This window comes from Streptomyces sp. NPDC059008 (assembly GCF_042749045.1).
GTDB lineage: Bacteria > Actinomycetota > Actinomycetes > Streptomycetales > Streptomycetaceae > Streptomyces.
Genome location: NZ_JBHYJC010000003.1, coordinates 137,866 through 159,338 on the forward strand (window position 1 = coordinate 137,866; position 21,473 = coordinate 159,338).

Annotated in this window: 18 protein-coding genes; 15 read left to right on the top strand and 3 right to left on the bottom strand. The window is 72.1% G+C overall.

Going from position 1 to position 21,473, the window contains the following annotated elements; translation table 11 throughout:
• The first annotated feature begins 57 nt into the window (after window positions 1-57).
• Genes ACFWZH_RS05930 through ACFWZH_RS05940 form a run of 3 tightly spaced genes read left to right on the top strand, consistent with a single transcriptional unit; the run spans window position 58 to window position 4,489 of the window.
• Window positions 58-1,605 carry a cytochrome ubiquinol oxidase subunit I gene (locus ACFWZH_RS05930; protein WP_384426023.1) on the top strand — a complete coding sequence of 516 codons (1,548 nt, stop codon included), beginning with the start codon at window positions 58-60 and terminating at the stop codon, window positions 1,603-1,605.
• Window positions 1,602-2,642, top strand: a complete 1,041-nt coding sequence (locus ACFWZH_RS05935) for a cytochrome d ubiquinol oxidase subunit II (RefSeq protein WP_384426026.1) — start codon at window positions 1,602-1,604, stop codon at window positions 2,640-2,642. The genes ACFWZH_RS05930 and ACFWZH_RS05935 overlap by 4 nt, the downstream gene beginning before the upstream one ends.
• 47 nt (window positions 2,643-2,689) lie before the next feature.
• Window positions 2,690-4,489: a cation:proton antiporter gene (locus ACFWZH_RS05940; protein ID WP_384426029.1), complete on the top strand. Its 1,800-nt coding sequence runs from the start codon at window positions 2,690-2,692 to the stop codon at window positions 4,487-4,489.
• Window positions 4,490-4,545: 56 nt separating this feature from the next.
• Here the strand turns inward: ACFWZH_RS05940 and ACFWZH_RS05945 are convergent, their stop codons facing one another.
• On the bottom strand, window positions 4,546-6,381 hold the full coding sequence (locus ACFWZH_RS05945) for a glycoside hydrolase family 15 protein (protein ID WP_384426032.1): 1,836 nt from the start codon (window positions 6,379-6,381) through the stop codon (window positions 4,546-4,548).
• Window positions 6,382-6,714: 333 nt separating this feature from the next.
• On the opposite strand from ACFWZH_RS05945, the gene ACFWZH_RS05950 reads away from it, so the two are divergent.
• The 6 genes from ACFWZH_RS05950 to ACFWZH_RS05975 all read left to right on the top strand — a co-directional run bounded on the left by ACFWZH_RS05950 (window position 6,715) and on the right by ACFWZH_RS05975 (window position 13,545).
• Window positions 6,715-9,600, top strand: coding sequence for a BTAD domain-containing putative transcriptional regulator (locus ACFWZH_RS05950; protein ID WP_384426035.1), 2,886 nt, complete (start codon window positions 6,715-6,717; stop codon window positions 9,598-9,600).
• Between the two features lie 118 nt (window positions 9,601-9,718).
• On the top strand, window positions 9,719-9,883 hold the full coding sequence (locus ACFWZH_RS05955; protein ID WP_261958127.1) for a hypothetical protein: 165 nt from the start codon (window positions 9,719-9,721) through the stop codon (window positions 9,881-9,883).
• A gap of 95 nt (window positions 9,884-9,978) precedes the next feature.
• On the top strand, window positions 9,979-10,608 hold the full coding sequence (locus ACFWZH_RS05960) for a MauE/DoxX family redox-associated membrane protein (RefSeq protein WP_384426038.1): 630 nt from the start codon (window positions 9,979-9,981) through the stop codon (window positions 10,606-10,608).
• The gene (locus ACFWZH_RS05965) at window positions 10,596-11,156 is read left to right on the top strand and encodes a TlpA family protein disulfide reductase (RefSeq protein WP_384426041.1); all 561 of its coding nucleotides are present in this window, start codon (window positions 10,596-10,598) and stop codon (window positions 11,154-11,156) included. Before ACFWZH_RS05960 ends, ACFWZH_RS05965 begins: the two co-directional genes overlap by 13 nt.
• Entirely contained in the window at window positions 11,153-13,036 is a 1,884-nt protein-coding gene (locus ACFWZH_RS05970; protein ID WP_384426044.1) for an ABC transporter ATP-binding protein, read from the top strand. Before ACFWZH_RS05965 ends, ACFWZH_RS05970 begins: the two co-directional genes overlap by 4 nt.
• Complete coding sequence (locus ACFWZH_RS05975; RefSeq protein ID WP_384426047.1) at window positions 13,033-13,545, top strand: S26 family signal peptidase; 513 nt, start codon at window positions 13,033-13,035, stop codon at window positions 13,543-13,545. The genes ACFWZH_RS05970 and ACFWZH_RS05975 overlap by 4 nt, the downstream gene beginning before the upstream one ends.
• A gap of 58 nt (window positions 13,546-13,603) precedes the next feature.
• Here the strand turns inward: ACFWZH_RS05975 and ACFWZH_RS05980 are convergent, their stop codons facing one another.
• A complete protein-coding gene (locus tag ACFWZH_RS05980; protein ID WP_384426051.1) occupies window positions 13,604-14,323 on the bottom strand; it encodes a hypothetical protein in 720 nt (239 codons plus the stop codon).
• A 312-nt stretch (window positions 14,324-14,635) separates the two neighbouring features.
• On the opposite strand from ACFWZH_RS05980, the gene ACFWZH_RS05985 reads away from it, so the two are divergent.
• The 6 genes from ACFWZH_RS05985 to ACFWZH_RS06010 all read left to right on the top strand — a co-directional run bounded on the left by ACFWZH_RS05985 (window position 14,636) and on the right by ACFWZH_RS06010 (window position 20,299).
• Window positions 14,636-15,913, top strand: a complete 1,278-nt coding sequence (locus tag ACFWZH_RS05985; protein ID WP_384426054.1) for a hypothetical protein — start codon at window positions 14,636-14,638, stop codon at window positions 15,911-15,913.
• A gap of 191 nt (window positions 15,914-16,104) precedes the next feature.
• On the top strand, window positions 16,105-17,571 hold the full coding sequence (locus tag ACFWZH_RS05990; RefSeq protein WP_384426057.1) for a sensor histidine kinase: 1,467 nt from the start codon (window positions 16,105-16,107) through the stop codon (window positions 17,569-17,571).
• A 26-nt stretch (window positions 17,572-17,597) separates the two neighbouring features.
• Window positions 17,598-17,972, top strand: a complete 375-nt coding sequence (locus tag ACFWZH_RS05995; protein ID WP_384426775.1) for a roadblock/LC7 domain-containing protein — start codon at window positions 17,598-17,600, stop codon at window positions 17,970-17,972.
• Between the two features lie 20 nt (window positions 17,973-17,992).
• Complete coding sequence (locus tag ACFWZH_RS06000; RefSeq protein ID WP_384426777.1) at window positions 17,993-18,322, top strand: DUF742 domain-containing protein; 330 nt, start codon at window positions 17,993-17,995, stop codon at window positions 18,320-18,322.
• Window positions 18,303-18,917, top strand: a complete 615-nt coding sequence (locus ACFWZH_RS06005; RefSeq protein WP_384426060.1) for an ATP/GTP-binding protein — start codon at window positions 18,303-18,305, stop codon at window positions 18,915-18,917. The genes ACFWZH_RS06000 and ACFWZH_RS06005 overlap by 20 nt, the downstream gene beginning before the upstream one ends.
• On the top strand, window positions 18,914-20,299 hold the full coding sequence (locus tag ACFWZH_RS06010; protein ID WP_384426063.1) for a cytochrome P450: 1,386 nt from the start codon (window positions 18,914-18,916) through the stop codon (window positions 20,297-20,299). Before ACFWZH_RS06005 ends, ACFWZH_RS06010 begins: the two co-directional genes overlap by 4 nt.
• A 76-nt stretch (window positions 20,300-20,375) precedes the next feature.
• Here the strand turns inward: ACFWZH_RS06010 and ACFWZH_RS06015 are convergent, their stop codons facing one another.
• On the bottom strand, window positions 20,376-21,473 hold the full coding sequence (locus ACFWZH_RS06015; RefSeq protein ID WP_384426066.1) for a hypothetical protein: 1,098 nt from the start codon (window positions 21,471-21,473) through the stop codon (window positions 20,376-20,378).

The window sequence follows — 21,473 nt, forward strand, 5'->3', positions numbered from 1 at the left end:
GGTCGCCCACCGGCGGCCGACCTCCGCCCACCTGCGCCGGTTCCCGGGGGAGACCTCATGCACACCACGCTTCACCTGCTGGCGGACGCGCCGCCCCAGATGCTGCCGGCCAGATCGCTGATGGCCTTCACCCTCGCCTCCCACATCATCCTGGTCCCCCTCGGCGTGGCGCTGCCGTTCATCACCCTCGTCATGCACGCCTACGGGCTGCGCCGCGACTCCCCGGCCGCCCTGCTGCTGGCGCGGCGCTGGTCGGCGGTCATGGCGGTGCAGTTCGCGATCGGGGTCGTCACCGGCACCGTCCTGTCCTTCGAGTTCGGTCTCCTGTGGCCCGGCATGATGGGCAGGTGGGGCGACGTCTTCGGCATCGGCTTCGGCGTGGAGGCCTGGGCCTTCTTCCTCGAAGCGGTCCTCATCGCCATCTACCTGTACGGCTGGCGCAGACTGCCGCCCCGCACGCACTTCCTGCTGGCGCTCCCCCTGCCGGCCGTCGCCCTGCTCGGCGCCTTCGGCATCCTGGCCGCCAACTCCTGGATGAACACCCCCCGGGGCTTCACCCTCGACTCCGCGGGCAACCCCACCGACGTGCACATCTGGAAGGCCGTCTTCACCCCGATGTTCGGGCCCCAGTACTGGCACTTCGTGGTGGCGATGCTGGTGACCGCGGGCTACGTCGTCGCCGGGGTCTACGCCGCCGGCCGGCTGCGCGGCCGCCGGGACCGCTACCACCGTCTCGGCTTCACCGTCCCCTTCACCGTCGCCGCGGTGCTCACCCCCGTCCAGTTCGTGCTGGGCGACGCCATCGCCCGCGCGGTCTTCCACAAGCAGCCGGTGAAGTTCGCCGCGATGGAGATCGTCTGGCGGACCGACACCCACGTACCGGAGTACCTGTTCGGCCGACTCCATCCGGACGGGAGCATCTCCGGCGGCATCAGGATCCCGCAGCTGGACTCCCTCCTCGCCGGGTTCCGTGCGGACACGAAGGTGACCGGACTGACGTCGGTGCCGGCGCGGGACCGGCCGACGGCCACTCAGGCCACCATCGCCCACTGGGCCTTCGACATCATGGTCGGGATCGGCTCCGTGCTGGTGCTGCTCGCCCTCTGGTACGGCCTCGTCTGGCTGCGCCGCCGCCGGCTGCCCGAGTCGAAGTGGTTCTTCCGGTGTGCCGCGGGCGCGGGCGCGGCCTCCGTCGTCGCCGTGGAGTGCGGCTGGATCACCACCGAAGTGGGCCGTCAGCCCTGGATCGTCTACCAGAACATGCGGGTCGCCGAAGCGGTCACCGCGACCCGTTCCGCCGCGCTGTGGACCACCTTCGGCCTCGTCGCCGTGGTGTACGTGTGCGTCTTCGGCTCGTTCCTCGCCGTGCTCCTGAAGATGCGCACCCGCTGGCGGCTCACCGACGAACAGCACAAGGAGGCGGGAGCGAAGGAGACGGGAGCGAAGGAGGCGGGAGCGGCGGAGCTGCCGGAGACGGACACGCCGTACGGGCCCCGCTCCGCGGTGGTGGCCGGTGGCGCTCCGGCCTCCCCCGAGCAGGGCCCACCGACCGGGCAGGGCCCACCGACCGGCCAGGGCCCACCGACCGGGCAGGGCCGGCCATGACCGCCGGTCTCGTCGCCGTCGTCCTGCTGCTCGCACTCGCCGCGTACGCCTGCGCCGGCGGTACCGACTACGGGGCCGGGTTCTGGGACCTGACCGCGGGCGGAGCGGAACGCGGCAAGCGCCCCCGGTGGCTGATCGACCACGCCATGGCCCCGGTGTGGGAGGTCAACAACGTCTGGCTGATCTTCGTCCTGGTCCTCATGTGGACCGGCTTCCCGGTGCTGTTCCAGGCCCTCTTCTCCGCGATGTGGCTGCCGCTGGCGCTGGCCGCCGTCGGGACCGTGCTGCGCGGCGCCGGCTTCGCCCTGCGCAAGCCCAGCCGCCGGCTGGCCGGCCGACGCCTCTACGGGGCGGTGTTCGCGATCTCCTCGCTCCTCACACCGTTCTTCCTCGGCGCCGCCGCCGGGGGGATCGCCTCCGGCAGGGCGGCACCCGGCACCGAGCCGTCGGCACATGCCTGGTCCAACCCGACCTCGATCCTCTTCGGCCTCCTCGCCGTCACCACCACGGCCTTCCTGGGAGCGGTGTTCCTGGCCGCGGACGCCCGACGCTTCGACGCACCCGATCTCGACGGCTACTTCCGGCGGCGGGCCCTCGCCGCCCTCGCCGCCGTCGCCGTACTCGCCGTGCTCACCCTGTTCCTCACCCACGGTGACGCCCCGCACGTATGGCACGGCCTGACCCACGGCGTGGGCCTGCTGTTCGTCGTCCTCGCGGCGCTCGCCACGGTCGCGACCGCCTGGCTGCTGCTGCGCACCTCCGCCGCCTGGTCCCGGGTCACCGCCGTCGGCGTGGTCGCCTCGGCCGTCCTGGCATGGGGCATGGCCCAGCGCCCGTACCTCATCCCGACCTCACTGACCGTCGCCGAGGGGGCGGGCGCCCCGACGACACTGCGCTGGCTGATGTTCGTCAGCCTCGTCGCGGTCGTCCTGGTCTTCCCGGCGGTCGCCCTCCTGTACTGGCTCGACACCCATGGCGAACTGGAGGCCCTCAGCGACGCCGACCTGCGGAGCAGCGGTGCTCGCGACGAGGGCTGACCTCAAGGGCCCCGTGGCGCACGGGCCGTGCGCGGGGTGAGGCGGCCATGACCGAGGACGAGATCCTGCTGGGCGTCGGCCTGACCGTCGCCCTCGCCGTCGGCTCCCAGATCCTGGCGAGCCGGTTGCGGGTCCCGGCCCTGGTGGTGCTCCTTCCGGCGGGTTTCGCCGCCGGGGCGCTGACGGACGTCGTCCACCCCGACGAGCTGGTGGGGCAGGACTTCTCCGCCCTGGTGTCCCTGTCGGTGGCGCTGATCCTCTACGACGCCGGGCTGGGTCTGGACCTGCGCCACCTCAGGGGCGCGACCAGGAGCGTGGTCGTCCGGCTCATCCTGCTGGGCGTGCTGGTCACCTGGGGGACCGTCATGGCGCTGGGACCCGCGCTGTTCGGCGTGCCGCTCGCCGTGGCCTGCATGCTCGGCGTGATCCTCGTCGTGTCGGGGCCGACGGTCGTCGGGCCGCTGCTCGACCACGTGCGCCCCACGGACCAGGTGCGACGGGTACTGATCTGGGAGGGCTCCCTGATCGACCCGGTCGGGGGCATCCTCGGCGCCGTCCTCTTCCACTCCATCGTGTCCGGCGGACTCCGGGCCGGACACGGCTTCCGCTTCGCCGACTTCTTCGCCAGCATCGCCGTCGGGCTCGTCGGCGGCCTGATCGGGACCGCGCTGCTGTGGCTCACCCTCCGGGTGCTGGGCCTGGGCGAGACGCTGGGCACGCTCGCCCAACTGGCCACCGTGGTCGTGGTGGCCGCGGGGTGCGACATGGTGCTCGACGACACGGGCCTGATCGCCGCGATCGTCACGGGGATGACCGTGGCGAACCTGCCGGGCTTCGACATGCCCGCACGCCGGCCGTTCTTCGAGACGCTGGTGCAGCTCATCATCGGCCTGCTGTTCGTCTCCATCTCGGCCACCGTGACGCCGAAGTCCGTCGTTCCGGTGTTGCTGCCCACCCTCGTACTCGTCGCCGTGCTCGTCCTGGTGGCGCGGCCGTTGATCGCCCTCCTCTCCACCGTGCGCACGGATCTGACCACCGGGGAGCGCGCGTTCGTCGGCTGGATGGCGCCCCGCGGCATCGTCGCCGCCTCCACGGCCGCCACCTTCTCGTCCGACCTCGTCCGCGACGGCCTCAGGGGCGCCGACCGGATCCTGCCGGTCACCTTCCTGACGATCGTCGGCACCGTCCTGGTCTACGCGCTGACGGCCCGGCCGGCGGCCGCCGCACTGGGCGTCGTCCGGTCCGCGCGTACCCGCCCCCTGCTGGTGGGCGGCGACCCCTGGGCGGTGGACCTCGCCCGGTCGCTGCGCGCCGCCGGGCTCGACGTGCTGATGTGGGCCGGACCGGCACCGCAGCGGGACCGGATCCGGGACGCGGGGATCGAGCTGGCCGCCGGGGAGCTCATGGCCGCGGCGACCGACCCCGAAGCCCGGCTGGAGGGGGTCACGGCGGTCCTGCTGCTCACCGACGACGACGACTTCAACGCGCTCGCCTCGGTCGTCGTCCAGGAGGGCGTCGAGGGGCCCGTCTACCGTGTCGGCCCGCCGCCCGGCCCCCCGGGCGTGGTGGCCCCCTCCACCGGCGGCGCCGTCCTCTTCGGCTCCGGCCTGCTCCGCGACACCCTGGCGGCCCGCCATGAGCAAGGGGCCCGCTTTCCCGTGCAGCCCGCCGCCCGACCGCTGCCACCGGGGCACCGGATCCTCTTCGTCGTACGGGCCGACGGCCGGCTCGAACCGGTCACCGACACCCGGCGGGCCGCGCCGGCGGAAGGCGACACGCTCGTGCTCTTCGGGCCGCTGCCGCACGACGGCCCGGACCCCGCCGGGACGCACCACGCCCCGGGCTGACCGGCCGGCTTTCGCGCTTCCTGGTGCCTGTCCCATGGGTCAGGGTCGGACACGCCCTAGCGTCGCCGGTTCAGGGACGCGTCCAGGGTGATCGCCGCGTCGATCAGCGCGAGATGGGTGAACGCCTGGGGGAAATTGCCTAGTTGGCGGCCCGTCAGGGCGATCTCCTCCGAGTACAGGCCCAGATGGTTGGCGTACCCCAGCATCTTCTCCAGCACCAGCCGGGCCCGGTCGGTCCGCCCCGCCCGTGCCAGCGCGTCGACGTACATGAACGTGCACAGCGAGAAGGTGCCTTCCGATCCGCGCAGCCCGTCGGGTGAGGCCTCGGGGTTGTACCGGTAGACCAGGCTGTCGGTGACCAGCTCCTGTTCCATCGCGTCCAGAGTGGAGACCCACATCGGGTCGTCGGGCGTGATGAACCCGACCGTCGGTGCGCGCAGCAGCGAGGAGTCGAGCACATCGCTGCCGAAGTGCTGGACGAAGGCGTGGCGCTCCTCGTTCCAGCCCTTCGCCATGACCTGTGCGTAGATCTCGTCCCGTGCGCTGCTCCACCGGGCGGCGGTGGCCGGACGGCCGTTGTCCGCCGCCAGCCGCAACGCGCGGTCGAAGGCGACCCACGACATCACCCGGCCGTACGTGAAGTGCTGGCGGCCGCCGCGGGTCTCCCACAGGCCCTCTCCCGCCTGGTCCCAGTGGTCGACCAGCCAGTCGAGCAGGGTGAGCAGCGACGTCCAGCCCCGGTGACCGAGCTGGAGCCCGTGCCGGTGAGCGAAGGAGATGCTGTCCAGCGCCTCCCCGTAGATGTCCAGTTGGAGCTGGGTGGCCGCACCGTTGCCGATGCGCACCGGGGCGGAACGCTCATAGCCCTCCCAGTGCTCCAGGACCTCCTCGTCCAGGTCCGAGGAGCCGTCGACCTTGTACATGATGTTCAGCGGTCCGGAGTCCCCCTGGCTGCCGACGCGTTCCTGGACCCGGTCGCTCAGCCAGTCGATGAACGCCTTCGCCTCGTCGGTGAAACCCAGCCCCAGCAGGGCGTAGACGGAGAAGGAGGCGTCGCGGATCCAGGTGAAGCGGTAGTCCCAGTTGCGTTCGCCGCCCAGCTGCTCCGGGAGCCCGGCCGTCGGCGCGGCCACGAGCGCGCCACTGGGCGCGTAGGTCATCAGCTTCAGCGTCACGGCCGCGCGTTCCACCGCCTCCCGCCAACGTCCCGTGTACCGGGACTGGCCCAGCCAGGACCGCCAGAAGCGGACGGTGTCGTCGAAGAGCTGCTGGAACTCGTCGTGCCGGATCTCCCGGGGCGGTCCGTCCGCCGACGACTCCAGGACCATGCCGCGCTGCTCGCCCGCCTGCAAGGTGAGGGCGAAGTGCAGGTCGTTCTGGCCGGTGAGGGTGTTGAGCAGCCGCTCGTCCTGCGGTTCACGGACCGTGTGCACGGTCAGCTCCAGCCCCTTCGAGGCGAACACCACGCCCTGCTCGGTGAAGTGCAACTCGTGCGGTTCGCGTCCGTAGTCAAACCGCGGCGCGATGTCGATCTCGAAGGTCATGCTGCCCCGTACGCAGCGGACCATACGGACCAGACGGTGACGGGCCGAGACCGTGGTCCCGGTCACCGGCATGAAGTCGACGACCTCACCGGCCCCCGCCTCGGTCATGAACCGGGTCACCAGGACGGCCGTGTCGGGGAGGTACAACTGCTTGGTCGCGTAGGTCGCATGGGCCGGCCGGACCGTGCAGTGTCCGCCCTTCTCCCGGTCCAGCAGAGCGCCGAACACACTGGGGGAGTCGAACCGCGGGCAGCAGAACCAGTCGACCGTCCCGTCCGTGGTCACCAGGGCCGCGGTCTGCAGATCCCCGATCAGGCCGTGGTTCTCGATCAGCGGGTAGTCGTCCATCGGGGCGCCCCTTTCGGCATGCGCTGTCACCCGGATGCCGGCCCACGACCAGCGTAGTCCGGAAACCCGGCACCGGCCCGCCGAGCCGGCGGCGGGCCGGTGCCCAGGGGCGGTGGCCGGGTGGGCGGCCTCCGGCACGGGTGGTCGGAGCCCCGGGCTACGGACGCCGCCACCGTCGGCGCACCGCGCTCACACAACGGGAGACGACCGCGCTCACGCACCGGGAGACGACCGTGCTCACGCACCCGGTAGGGACGGAAGAACGTCCTGGATGTCCCTTGCCTCCCCTGCCGGATCCCCGAACACTGGCGCGCACGGGGGAAGGGGTACGGGGTGGCCGTCGAATTCTGCTTGCTCCACACGATCAGCGCGCAGGTGGACGGCCGGGAGGTGGATCTGGGGCATCTGCGCCAGCGCCAGGTCCTCGCGGCTCTCCTCGTCGACGCCAACCGCCCCGTCTCCGTGGAGCGGTTGATCGACCGGCTCTGGGGCGAACGCCCACCGCAGCGCGCCGCGACGACGCTCTACAGCTATCTCTCGCGGCTGCGTCGCGTCATCGAGCCGCTCGGCGCGTCGATCAGCCGCCATCCGCACGGCTACGTGTGCGAGGTGGACCCGCGAACGGTCGACCTGCACCGCTTCCGCGACCTGGTCGTACGGGCCCGTTCCGCCGGGGACGACACCCACGCCGCACGGCTGCTCACCGAGGCGCTGCGGCTGTGGCCCAGCGACGCGCCGACCGAGCCGGACACCCCCTGGTTCAACGCGCTGCGCGACACCCTCGAAGGCGAGCGCCTGGGCGCCGAGTTGGACCTCAACGACCTGCTGCTGCGGCAGGGCCGGGAGTCCGAGCTGCTGGCCCCCTTGCGCCTGCGGGCCCGGGAACACCCCCTCGACGAGCGGATCGCCGCGCAACTGATGCTCGCCCTGCACCGGCAGGGCCGCACCCCGCAGGCGCTGGAGGTCTACCGGGACATCACCCGGCTCCTGGACGCGGAGCTCGGCCTCGCCCCGAGCCCCTCGCTACGGCGACTGCACCAGGACCTCCTCATGGGCGCGCCACTCCCGGGCACCGACGGACCGGCCGGGGCTCCCGGCGACTCCCTCCCCGGCTCCGGCTCCGGTACCGGTACCGGTTTCGCTTCCGATTCCGTTTCCGGTGAGGGTCCCGGCCCGTCACCGGTAGTGGCACCCGAAGCCGCCCGGTTGCCGGTGCCGCGCCAATTACCGCCGCCCCCACCGGTGTTCACCGGCAGGGGGCGCGCCATGGCGGAGCTCGACCGGCTCCTGGAACCACCGTCCGCCCACGGCGGTACGGTGCCGATCGCGGGCATCGGCGGATCCGGCGGCATCGGCAAGACCTGCCTCGCCCTGCACTGGGCGCACCAGCGGCTGGAGGAGTTCCCCGAGGGGCAGCTCTATCTGAACCTGCGCGGCTTCGAGCCCTCGGGGACGCCGACGACCGTCGCCTCGGCCCTCCGCGACCTGCTCGACAGCCTGGGCGCGCCCGAGGGGGCCGTCCCCACCGGACTGAACGCCCAGGTGGGGCTCTACCGCAGCCTCATCCAGGGCCGCCGCATCCTCGTGATCCTGGACAACGCACGCGACACCGAACAGGTCCTGCCCCTGCTCCCCGGCAGCCCCACCTGCGTCGTCATCGTCACCAGCCGCCACCACCTGGCCGGCCTGGTCACCACGCACGGCGCCCGGCTCCTCACGCTCGGCCCGCTGTCCACCGCCGACGCCGCGTCACTGCTCACCCGCCGGCTCGGCCGGGAGCGGCTGCGCAAGGAACCCACCGCGGCCGCCGGCCTGCTCCAGCTGTGCGGCGGGCTGCCACTGGCCATCAGCATCATCGCCGCCCGCGCCGCCGTCCACCCGACGTTCCCGCTGCGGGCGCTGATCCGCGATCTGCACGGGGCGGGCGGCGCCCTCGACACCCTCGACGCGGGCGACGACTCCGCCGACCTGCGGGCCGTCTTCGCCTCGTCCTACGGCGCGCTCAGCGAACCCGCGCGCCGGCTCTTCCCCCTGCTCGGCCTGCACGCGGGCCCCGACATCGGCCTGGCCGCGGCGGCCGCCCTGGCCGGGGCCGCGCCGCACGAGGTCAGCCGGGCCCTGACCGAACTGGTCCGCTCGCACCTGGTGACCGCCCACCGGCCCAACCGCTACACGATGCACGACCTGCTGAGCGCCTACGCCGCGGAGCTGGCCGCGGCGGACCCGGCGAGCCGATCCGCCTTCGAGCGCCTGGTCGACCACTACCTGCACACCGCCCACGCCGCCGACCGGCTGCTGTCCCCCCACGGCGAGCCGATCGCCCTGGCACCGGCCCTGCCGGGCGCGGCGCCCGTCCAACCGGCCGACCACCAGGGCGCCCTGGCGTGGTTCGCCGCCGAACGCGCCGTGCTGACCTCCCTCGTGGCACAGGCCCGCCACACCGAACTGCACGCCAAGACCTGGCAACTGGCGGCCGTCCTCCCCACGTTCCTGGCACGACGCGGCCTCTGGGACGAGCTCACCGCGACACAGTACGCCGGGCTCGAAGCCGCGACCGCCCTTGCCGACCGCTCGTACCAGGCACGCGCCCACCGCGAACTGGGCAACTCCTGCTGCGAGACCGGCCGCTTCGACGAGGCGCACGCCCACCTGGAACAGGCCCTCACCCTGTACCAGGAGCTGGGCGACACGGTCGGCCAGGCCCACACCCACCTCAACCTCGGCTGGCTGTGGGAGCGCCGGGGAGATCAGCAAAGGGGTCTGGAACACGATCTGCTCGCACTCGACCGCTTCGAGGCCGCGGACCACGAGACCGGCCGGGCCAGGGCCCTCAACGCCGCCGGCTGGGACCACGCGCAGCTCGGCAAGTACGAGGAGGCCGCCGACTTCTGCCGGGAGGCGCTCGCCCTGCAGCAACACCTCGGCGACCGCCGAGGCGAGGCGAACACCTGGGACAGCCTCGGATACGCGCTCCAGCACCTCGGCGACCACCGGCAGGCCGCCGACTGCTTCCTGCGGAGCCTGCACCTGAACGAGGAACTCGGCCACCAGTACAACCAGGCCGAGACGTTGGAGCATCTCGGCGACACCCACGAGGCCGGCGGCGACACCGCGGCGGCCCGCGCGGCCTGGCGGCGGGCAGCGGACCTCCTGCACGCCATCGGACACAACGACGCGGACCTCCACCGGCTCCGCACCAAACTCCAAAACCCTTCCTGACCAGCTCATTCAAGAGATGGACAAGGTTTGTCCAGGACCGCCCGAGCAACGTTGGCAACGCCAATACGGCACCCGGAAACGAGTAGGGAGTGTGGACGTGTACCGGAAGATGGAAGCGATGGGGAGCAGGCTCCTGGAGCGGTTCGTGCCCAAGGCCGAGGCATCCGCCGCCGGCTGCTACGTGTGCGTCACCGGCGGGCCGGGGTCCGGCTGCGCGCGGTGGAACCACACCTGGGTGAAGGACCAGTGCACGAATACGTTCATCCGCTGCGGCTGCTTCTGACGAGGCGCGGTTCTCACAGGTCATCGCCGTCCGGCCGGGTCGCGCACCGCCGCGCCGCCCGGCCGGCTCCGGCGCACCAAAGGGGTATCCGTACCGTGGACATACTCGCTGTAGCCTGCGCGTCCTGCCTTGTCGTGGTCTTCGGGGCGGCGGCGCTCGGCAAGATCCGCAGCAGGGCCGCGTTCTCCCGTTTCGCCCAGTCGCTGACCGCCATGGACCTGCTTCCGGCCGGCTGGGTGCGCGCCTGCGCCGTGCTCGTGGCGGGGGGCGAGGTGGCGGTGCTCCTCCTGCTGCTGGCAAGCCCGTTGACGGCGCCCGCGGGCGTCGTGGGGTGCGTCCTCGCCGCCGGCCTGCTGCTGGCGTTCACCGTGGGCGCCGCGCTCACCGTCATCCGACAAGTACGCGTGGTGTGCCGCTGTTTCGGGGCATCAGGCGGCCCGATGGGCCGGCTCCATGTGCTGCGCAACGGCGCGCTGACGCTGCTCGCGGCGGGGGGAGTGCTGAGCGGCGGCGGGGCCGGCGCGGTCGCACCGGCGTACACGGCGGTGGCCGTGGCCGGCGGCGCCGTCGCCGGGGCGCTGGTGACCAGGCTCGACGACCTCGTAGCGCTGTTCCGCCCGACGGTACCGGCCCGGCCGGAACACGCCCGCGACCAAGGGAACAACACCGGCCCGGCACTCCAGGGGCCGTACGGAACGAGAGGAGTGGGGAAATGGCCTTCCTGATAGCGGCAGTGGTGTTCGTCGGCACGCTGTGCACGCTGGACCTGGTGCTCACCCTGGGGGTGATCAAGCGCCTGCGGGAGCACTCCGAGCAGCTGTCCGGGGCGAGCGGGCCGGGCGGCCGGTTCGACGCCCTCGACCCGGCCGTGGGGGAGGAGGTGGGGGAGTTCGCCACCGCCACCGTGGACGGCGAACGGCTGACCCACGGCATGCTCGCCGCGGACACACTGGTGGCGTTCTTCGCCCCCGGATGCCGGCCGTGCCGGGAGAAGCTGCCGGCGTTCGTGGACCATGCGCGGGCCCTGCCCGGCGGGCGGGCACAGGTGGTGGCCGCCGTGGTCGGCGATCCCGCCGAGTCCGCCGCGTTCGTGGCCGAGTTGTCCCCGGTCGCCCGGGTGGTCGTCGAGGAGGGGCCCGACGCACCGCTGAGCGCCGCGTTCCGGGCGCGCTCGTACCCCACGCTGCTGCGGGTGTCCCCGGACGCCGACGGCACGGTCCGGGTCACCGCCAACCGCATGGCGCTGGACCGACCGGTCACCGCGGCGCGATGACGGACACCGACGTCACACCGCGCGGACGCCGGGTGACCCGGGGCACGGGGGCCCGGGTCACCACGGCGTGGTCGCTCGCGGTCAAGGCGGCGCCCGGCACCCTGGCGGCCTTCGTGCTCCTGACGCTGGCGACCGGCGGGCTGCCGGTCGCCACGGCCCTGCTGACCAAACTGGTGCTGGACCACCTGGTCGCCGGTGCTTCGTCCGGGACCCTGACCGGACTGGGGCTCTGCCTCGGCGCGGCCGGTGTGGTGGCCGGGGCGGCCCCGCAGATCAGCCAGTATCTGCGTGCGGAGCTCGACCGCCGGGTCGGACTGCTCATGCAGGACCGGCTGTTCACCGCCGTGGACGGGTTCGTCGGACTGGAACGGTTCGAGGACCCCCGCTTCCTGGACCGGCTGCGGCTGGCCCAGCAGGCCGCCGGCGGCACCCCCAACGAAACCGTCTCCGGGGCACTGGGCATCGTCCGGGCCGTCGTCACCCTCACCGGGTTCGTCGGCTCGCTGCTGGTGCTCAGCCCCGTCCTGACCGGGCTGGTGCTGGTGGCCGGAGTGCCGGTGCTGCTCGCGGAGATCGCGCTGTCGCGACGGCGGGCGCGGATGGTGTGGGACATCGGCCCCGCCGAGCGGCGCGAGCTGTTCTACAACGACCTGCTCTCCAGCATGGAAGCCGCCAAGGAGGTGCGGCTGTTCGGCATCGGGGGCTTCCTGCGCGGGCGGATGCTGGCCGAGCGGCGCACGTCCGACGCCGCCAAGCGGGCGGTGGACCGGCGGGAGGTCCGCGCCCAGGCGGGGCTCGGGCTGCTCGCCGCGCTGATCTCCGGCTGCGGGCTCGTATGGGCGGTGGGCGCGGCGCGGTCCGGAGGCCTGTCGGCCGGAGACGTCACCCTGTTCGTGGCCGCGGTGGCCGGTGTGCAGGGCGCGCTCGCCACGCTCGCGCTGGAGGTCGCCCGCACGCACCAGGCCCTGCTGATGCTCGACCACTACCTGGCGGTGACCACCGCGGGTCCCGATCTGCCGCTCGCGGCGGCGCCCCGGCCGCTCCCCGCCCTGAGCGGCGGAATCGAACTGCGCGACGTGTGGTTCCGGTACTCCGACGCGCACCCCTGGATCCTGCGCGGGGTCAGCCTGCACATCCCCCACGGCCGGGCGCTGGCGCTCGTCGGGCTCAACGGAGCCGGGAAGTCCACGCTGGTGAAGCTGCTGTGCCGGTTCTACGACCCCACCCGCGGAGCGATCCTGTGGGACGGGGTGGACCTGCGCGAGGTGGACGTCGCCGCGTACCGCCGACGCCTCAGCGTGGTGTTCCAGGACTACATGCACTACGACATGACGGCGGCGGAGAACATCGCCCTGGGGGACCTGGACGCACTCCACGACGACCGGCGGCTTCGCGCCGCCGCCGAACGGTCCGGCATCCACCAGAAGCTGGCCGGCCTGCCGCACGGCTACCGCACCCTCCTGTCACGGATCTTCTTCACCCGGCCCGAGGGGGACGGGGCGCAGAGCGGGGTGATGCTCTCCGGCGGACAGTGGCAACGGCTGGCGCTGGCCCGCGCGTTCCTGCGCGAGGGGCGGGACCTGATGATCCTGGACGAACCCTCGGCCGGGCTCGACGCCGCGGCCGAGCACGAGATCCACGCCGCCTTGTGCGGCCACCGGGGCGAGCGCACCGGCCTGCTGATCTCCCACCGGCTCAGCGCGGTACGTGACGCGGACCGGATCGTCGTGCTCAAGGACGGTCTCGTCGCCGAACAGGGCAGCCATGACGCGCTGATGGCGCTGGACGGCGAGTACGCCCGCCTGTTCACCCTGCAGGCGGCCGGTTACCGGACGGACGGCGAGCCGGTGGGCGCCGAGCCCGGTGCGGCGGCGCCATGAGCACGGCGTCATGGGCCCTGGCGGGGGGCGTACCGGTGCTGGCGGCCTTCGTCCTCGTCCTGACCGCCACCGCGCTGCGGCGCCGGCTGGTCGCGGTTACCGTACGCGGAGCGAGCATGGAACCGGCCTACCGGGACGGCGACCGCGTCCTCGTACGGCGCGGGCGCCTGCCGGCACCGGGCCAGGTCGTCGTGGTGACGGACCTTCCGGACACCGGCCCGACCGCCGACCCGGCCACCGCCCCGGTACGTGCCGCCCCGGTACGTGCCACCGCGGCCCGCGCGGTGCCGGGTCCGGCGCTGGTGATCAAACGCGTGGCCGCGGTGCCCGGGGACCCCGTGCCCCGCGACCGGGTGGCCGCGCTGGCCGGTGTACCGGAGCGGTATGTGCCCCGCGGACAGCTGGTCCTGCTCGGGGACAACCCGTCGGCCAGCTTCGACTCCCGCCACCGGGGCTACTTCCCGGCCGCGTGCGTCGTGGGAACGGTGTGGCGCTCGCTTCCCGGCTGACCGGGGTTCGGCAGTGCCCCGCCGAACCCCACCGCGGCACCGCGGCACAGCCGGCCGGCTACTTCGCCTGCTGCACCCGCGCCACGATCTTCTTGGTCAGATCGAGGCCGGCGGCGCCCATGTCACTGGACTGGACGCTGTAGAAGGTCGTGACGACGACGTTCCCGACGCGAGTCGCCACCAGCGTGGTGCCGCCCTCCCACTCAGGTGCGGAGAGCTCGGCCTTGAGGGTCTGGTCGCCCACCTTCGGCACGGTCGTGGTCTTGATCGTCACCGAGGCCGTGGTGTCGCCGGAGGTGTCCTTGAAGTGCGCGCAGTGCTTGAGGACCTGTCCCAGGCGCTTCATGACCGTCTGCGCGTCCGTGCCCCGGAAGCTGTCGAGCTCCTGGTTGAACTCCTCCTGGGCGGCGTTGACGAAGTCGCCCTGCGCGAAGGCGGCGCCCTCGATGCCACTGGTCTGGATCCAGGCGCTGGCCTCCAGCTTCGGGCAGGCGCTCGCCAGGTCGACGGGCTTCTTCGACGACGCGGCGGCCAGGGTGCCCCCGGAGTCGCGGGTGGCCTCCGGGTCGGCCTTGTAGCCCTTGGGCAGCACCCCGACCGGAAGCAGCAGGGACTTCAGCCGGGTGCCGTTGAGCAGCGGGGTCTTGGAGGCACCGGCACCGGCCGACGGGGCGGACGATTCCTTCGAGGGGCTGCCGGAGCCACCGGAGCAGGCGGTGAGGGCGAGCGGCAGGACAGCGGTCGTGGCGACCGTCACCAAGGCACGACGAAGCTTCATGAAGCCTTCTTCTTGATCAGATAACGCACTCAGGAAAGGAAGAGGGCCGTCGCGGTATGGGGGTGCGCGGTGCGGCAGGCGCTGATCGTAAGGCCGTGCGGCCGGGTCGCCCAGCGCTCCGCCGCAGGCCGGCGGGTGGGCGGCCGGCGAACCGCAGGGGAGGATCTCGGTGAAACCGGGCAGTTGCCCCTGCTTTTCGAGAATTTCCTATGGCAACCATCACGCCGCCAGAGCGCCCGGCCCAGGCACCCGGTCGCGGTGTCAGTGGCCGCTGCCATGATGCCCGCGACATCGACGGCAGGGGAGCGGAACATGGTGGAGCAGGCAATACGGCCGATGGTCGAGGCGATCGCCGCGAAGGCGCCGTACGGCTGGACCGAGGCGGTGCTGCACAGCCGGGCAGGGCGGGGCGGCAGCTCGGTGACCGGCGGATACACCGTGCGGGGGGAGTACCGGAACACCGGCATGCCCCACCCCTACGAAGAACTCATGGCGCTGGGCGAGACGCTCCGCACGGACCGTGGCTGGGATCCCGTCAGCCTTGAGCTCCGGTGCCGGCCGTCCGGTGAGTACCGGCTCGTCGTCTTCCACGACGCCGTCACGTGGATGACCGGTGGGGGCAGCGGCTTCCACGTGGTCCTGGACGGCGACTACCGCCTGCCCCAGCCCGGCCGGCATCAGCAGCCCGGCACCGCCGCACCGGCCGGCGCCCCCGAGCCGGCCGCGGCCCGCTTCCACACCTACCTCCAGCGGCGCGCCGAGATCCTGGGACACCCCGAAGAACTGCCCCCGCCCGCCACTCCCGCCGCCCTCGACGACGCCGAACGCCGCCTCGGCCGCCGCCTGCCCGCCGACCTGCGGGCGAGGGGCCCGTCTATGTCGCGGACTCGATCACCTCCCTCCTGGGCCGGTATCTGGAACTGCTGGACCAGGGCGCATACGAGAAGGACGGCGACCACCTCCGCCTGCTGTCGCCCACCTGCGATCCCACCCCCCAGCGCATCATCGGCGCGATCCCCGACGAGGTCCCGCCCACCCTCCAGGCGATCCACCTCAACGACGCCACCGGCCTCGTCGACCTCGCCCCGCTCACCGCCGCCCCCCCACCTCCGCCTGCTGCACCTGAACCGCTCCACCGCCGCCGACCTGACGCCGGTGCGCGAACTCCCCGTCGAATCACTGCGCCTCACCCTCGCCGACGGCGATCTGACCCCGCTCGCGGGCCACCGCCACCTCACCTCCCTCGACCTGAACACCACCGCCCCGGTCGACCTCACCCCGCTGCGCACCACCCACCAGCTGCGCGGCCTCGACCTCTCCGGAGCCGAGGTCCCCGAGCCGGGGGCCCTGGCCGACCTGCCGGACCTCCGCTATCTGGCCCTCACCGGACGCCAGTGGACCGCCTTGCTGGACGAGGGCAAGGTGCCACCCACCCTGGCCGCCGCCCGCCTGGCCGACGCGGACGCCACCTTCGACGACGCCCTTGCCTGGGCGGCCCGCCTCGGCCTCGACACCGACGACGCCCTCCGCGTCACCGGCACCCTCAAGACCGCCGACGGCGACGAGGGCGGTTCGGGGTTGCGGTCGTGATCTGATGCGCCTCCTTCCCCGGGGATGCGGGGCGGCATTGTGCCCGTAGGGAAGCGTGATCGCCACCGGTATCAGAAAGGTCCGCTCGTCCCGGTGGTGATCTGACGCCCTGCCAACTTCCTTGCGCATATGCCGGATACGCTCCCGCAGGTCGTCCTACGATCTTCTATTCCCATGGGTTGAGGGTGCTAATGGTCCGGAAGAAGTCGCTGTCGAGATTGCCTTCCGTGGCGGTTTACGCGTGGCTCATACCAGTAGTTGCGTCCGCGATCGTGGTGAGCCTCGTCGGATCGTCGGCGCTCACCGCGGCACTGTGGATCGGTGTGCCGGCGGTGGTCGCGGTGACCGTCACCGCGAGCGTGGCCGCACATCGGAGCCGGCAGGCCGTCGCGTTGGAGGAAGGCGGCCACGCGCAGACGGTCGCGATGGCACGGCAGCAGGAGGCGACCGTACGGCTGGCCGACAACCTGGTGCCGGACATGCTGACGCGGCTGCGGCTGAACGAGGCTCCCGAGGAGGTGCTCAACTGGCTCACCGTACGGTGGGCGGACTCCTACAACGGTCTGCCCCCCGAGTTCCAGGCGGCCCACTGGTCGGTGCTGCGCACCGTGATCGACGCCGTCGACGCGGAGGAAGGGCTGCGGGACTCCGCGCAGCGGTCGCTGGTGAACCTGTCCCGGCGCGTGCAGGCGATCGTGCATCAGCAGGCGCAGGAGCTGCGGGAGATGGAGGACCGCCACGGACGGTCGCCCGGTGTCTTCGGCGACCTGCTGCGGATCGACCACAACACCGCGCTGATCGGCAGGCTCGCCGACTCCATCGCCGTTCTCGGCGGCGCCCGGCCCGGCCGCCAGTGGAACCGGCCGGTGCCGCTGTACAGCGTGCTGCGTGGTGCGATGTCCCGGATCGTCGGCTACGAGCGGGTCGACCTGAGTCCCGCCACAGATGTCGCCGTCATCGGCCCGGCCGTCGAGCCGCTCATCCACGCCCTGGCCGAGCTGCTGGACAACGCGACGCGCTATTCGCCGCCGCACACCCGCGTCCATCTGACGGCGGCGGAGGTGCAGTCCGGGATCGCGGTGGAGATCGAGGACGGCGGCGTGGGCATGAGCGAGTCCGCCCGTCGACGCGCCGAGCAGATGCTGGAACAGGCACAGCAGGGCATCGACCTCGGCGACCTGGGGGAGACCCCGCGGCTCGGTCTCGCGGTGGTGGGCAGGCTGGCCCAGGCCTACGGCCTTCAGGTCGCCCTGCGCACGTCCGCCTATGGCGGCGTACGGGCCGTGCTCATCGTCCCGCAGCAGCTGATCACCACGGTGGCCGAGGCCTCGGGTGTGGCGCACGGGATCGGCACCTTCTCCGGCCCCCGGGTGGCGGGTGGAACGCCGCAGTCGCTCCCCCGCCAGTCCATGAAGCCGCAGGCCGCGGACCACCACACCGAGACGGCGCCGGCGGTCGAGCGTACGGCGAACGGTCTGCCGCAGCGACGCCGCAGAACGCGGGTGGCGGAGGCGGCGGAACCCACTGCAAGCACACGTCAAGCGGAGCCAGCACCACAACGAGCGCCGGGAGAGTGGCTGGTCGCGTTCAAGGACGGCCTGACGGGCGACGGCAACAGCGGTAGCGACGACGCCGCCGCGCCGAGAGGAGAACAGTGAATCAGCGGCAGGCCAACCTGGACTGGATGCTCAAGGATCTGGCGGAGAGCGTGCCGCAGACCCGCAACGTCGTGGTGTTGTCCGCGGACGGGCTGCGCATGGGCCAGCACGGTGGCGACACCGACGCGGCCGACCGGCTGGCCGCCGCCTGTTCGGGGCTGCAGAGCCTGGCGGGCGCGGTGGGCGCCGAGCTGCCCCAGGCGGGCAGGATGAAGCTGGTGGTCATCGAGATGGACGGCGGCTTCTTCTATCTGATGGCCGCCGGCGCGGGTGCCTACCTCGCGGTACTGGCCGACGAGGGCGTGGACGCCGGGCTGATGGGCCAGCGCATGCGCGACCTGATCATCCGGCTCGGAGAACACATCACGAGTCCGCCCCGCAGCGACGGGCAGGTCAGGTGAACGACTCGGACCAGGACGGGATGGATGACGTCCCGGAGCGTCTCTATGTCATCACCGGTGGCCGCGCATCCGCCTCCAACCGCCTCGACCTCGTCACCCTGATCGTGGCCAGGACCGGTCCCACCCCCGGGACCCAGCCGGAGCACGCGGCGATCCTGAGGCTGTGTCAGTCTCCGCTCTCGGTGGCCGAGATATCCGCCTACACCGGTCTGCCGGTGAGCGCCGTGACCGTATTGATCAGCGATCTCCTGGACGAGCAGAGGGTGCTCACGCGCGCACCGGTGCCGCCTGCAGAGCTCCCCGACATCTCACTTATCGAGAAAGTGATCGATGGACTTCAAAAACTCTGAGCCCATGGCGCCGCTCAGTGAGGAACGGCTGCCGCAGACGGCGTCGGCCGCGGTCAAGATCGTGGTGGTGGGCGGTTTCGGGGTCGGCAAGACGACCCTGGTCGGTTCGGTGAGCGAGATCCGGCCGCTCACCACCGAGGAGACGATGACGCAGGCCGGCGTCGGCATCGACGATCCCGCGGGCGTGGAGCGCAAGACGGCGACCACCGTCGCGATGGACTTCGGTCGGATCAGCATCAGCGACGAGCTGGTCCTGTATCTGTTCGGCACCCCTGGGCAGGAGCGGTTCTGGTTCCTGTGGAACGGCCTGTTCGAAGGGGCCCTGGGTGCGGTGGTGTTGGTAGACACCCGCCGCCTGGAGGTCAGCTTCGATGTGATGGGCCGCCTGGAGGAGAGCGGGGTCCCCTTCGTCGTCGCGGTCAACTCCTTTCCGGGCGCCCCGGTGCATTCGCTGGAGGAGCTCCGCGCCGCCCTCGACCTTCCTTCGGGCGTTCCCCTCCTGGCCTGCGATGCCCGGCGCCGTGACTCCAGCCGCGACGTCCTGATGACCCTCATGCACTACCTCCACTCCCTTGTCGTATCGGAGATCTCATGAGCACGACTCCCCTCCCGCCACCCGGGTGTCCGGCCCACGGTCTCGGCCCGGACGGCCTGCAGCGCCTGTACGGCGTGGAAGCCGAGCGGGACCCCATGCACCTGTACGAGAAGCTGCGCGCGGAGCACGGCGCGGTGGCACCCGTGCTGGTCCACGGGGACCTGCCGGCCTGGCTGGTCCTCGGCCACAACGAGAACCTCGAAGTGGCCCGCAACTCCAGCCGCTTCGCCCGTGACCCGCGGACCTGGCGCGCCGCGCAGGAGGGGTCGGTGGTCCCCGAGGAACACGCGCTGGGACCGATGGTGACCTGGTGGCCGGTGATCAACTTCAATGACGGCCCGGTCTTCGAGCGGTTGCGAGGCGCGGTGCTGGAGTCCCTCCAGCGCTTCGACCGGCGCGGGATCCGCCGGTATGTGATGCGCTTCGCCCACCAGTTGATCGACGACTTCGTGGCGAACGGCCGGGCCGATCTCGTGGCGGAGTTCTCCAGCCAGTTGCCGATGCTGGTGATGACGCAGCTGATCGGGGCACCGGACGAGCACGGCCCGAGGCTCGTACGGGCGGTCCCCGACATGCTGGAGGGCTCGGACACCGCCCTCGCCAGCGACGAGTACGTCACGACCATGCTGTACCAGCTCGTGGAGACCAAGAAGGCCGCCCGCGGCCACGACCTCACGTCCTGGTTGCTGGACCACCCCGCGGAGCTGACGGACGTCGAGGTGCTGGCGCATGTGCGGGTGATCCTGGTCGCGGCCTATGCGACGACGGCCAACCTGATCGCGAACACCCTGCGGATGGTGCTCACCGACCCGCGCTTCCGCGCGAACCTCTCGGGTGGCCGTATGACGCTCCCGGACGCCCTGGAGCAGGTGCTGTGGGACCAGCCTCCCATCAACACCGTCCTGGGGCGCTGGGCGACGGCGGACACCGTGCTGGGCGGGCAGGAGATCAAGCGCGGTGACATGCTGCTGCTCTCCCTGGCCGCGGGCAACGTCGATCCGGAGATCCGGCCGGACCTCTCGCAGCCGGTCCACGGCAACCGCTCGCACCTGGCGTTCAGCGCCGGCCCGCACGAGTGCCCCGGTCAGGACATCGGCCGGGCCATCGCCGACACCGGCATCGAGGTGCTGCTGGCGCGCCTGCCCGACATCGAGTTGACCGTGGACGACGCTGAACTCAGTCGCCGGGGCACGCTGATGTCCCAGCAACTCGTGGCGCTGCCGGTGTCGTTCACCCCCAAGCACGTCGGCCCGGCGCCCGCCGCAGCTCCCGCGCCCGGCCCGATGCCGTTCCCCGCGCCCGCCACGGCGGTTCATGTGGCGCCACCGCCCCGGACCCGGCAGTTGTGGCCGTGGCTGGGACGCCTGTTCCGCCGGCGCTGAGCCCGTCGAGTGGGGCCCGCAGCTTCCACCGCTGCGGGCCCCTCTCGCTGTCCCGTACCCGGTTCTCCCGGACCGTTCACCGGTCCAACTGCCGCCACCACCACGCCAGCGCGGGCAGGGGAGGCGGCTCGGTGCCCGGGATGCTCGGGGTGTCGCTCCAGACGACTCCGAAGGACGCTCCTTCGACGGGCAGCCTGTTGCGGTTGCGGGGACTTGCGTAGCGGGGAGCGACGTCCTGCCAGGCGATGCTGCCGGCGATGTAGTGCTCCAGCGAATCGAGGTAGCGGCGAAGCGGTCCGTCCGCTTCCCGTGCGAGCTGTGCCCGCAGCCGGAGGAAGAGCGTCATCACCCGGTCCCGCAGGGCGACCGCCTCGGCGACGGCCTCCCGGGGCGTGCAGCCGCGCTCATGGGCGAGGACGTTGATCAGGTTCTGTTCCCACGGTTCCTGGTCATCGTCCTTGTTGTACGAGAAGAGGTCGTTGTCGGCGCTGACGATGAACCCCGCGGCGTCGGTCAGGGCCTGGACCGGCGCCGAGTAGAGGGTGTCGGGCGGCAGCCGCGTCCCGTTCGCCGCGTCGGCCCAAGTGAGGCTGAAGCGGGTGCCGTTGGCGAGCGCACCGAGGCCCGCGTAGTCGTTGAGGTTCGGCATACGGCCGCGTTCGGCGTTGGCGGTGCGCCAGCCGGCCCCGATCAGCCAGTCCCGGGCCCCCTCCGTGAACCTGCGCAGCTGGAAGGGGGTGAGCAGGTCGCGGGTCCGTGTGACGAGGTCGTCGAGTGCCGTCGTGAGCGGCCCGGGAGGAAGCAGCGCGCAGCCGGGGGTCTCCAGCGCGCGGGCGAGTCGGGCGCCGTGGTCGGTGATGTCGGCCGTGCTGGTGGTCGCGGGCCCGGCGTCCTGCCAGTCGTCGATCGCGTTGGCCCAGTAGTTCCACAGGGTGAACGTCAGCACATGCTCGACGTCGCCGAAAGGGATGATCCGGCAGGAGAAGTCGGTGCTGTGGGTGGCCAGACCCCAGGCGCGCTCGGTGGCGTCGGCGTAGATGCCGAAGTCGTCGAGCCACGCCAGGGCCCGCCGCTCGATCTCCTTCGCCTCGGTGTGCAGCCGGGCGCCGAAGGGGCAGAAGAACGGCGGGAGTTGCCACCCGATGCGGGAGGGGTGCCCGTGCTCGGGAACCAT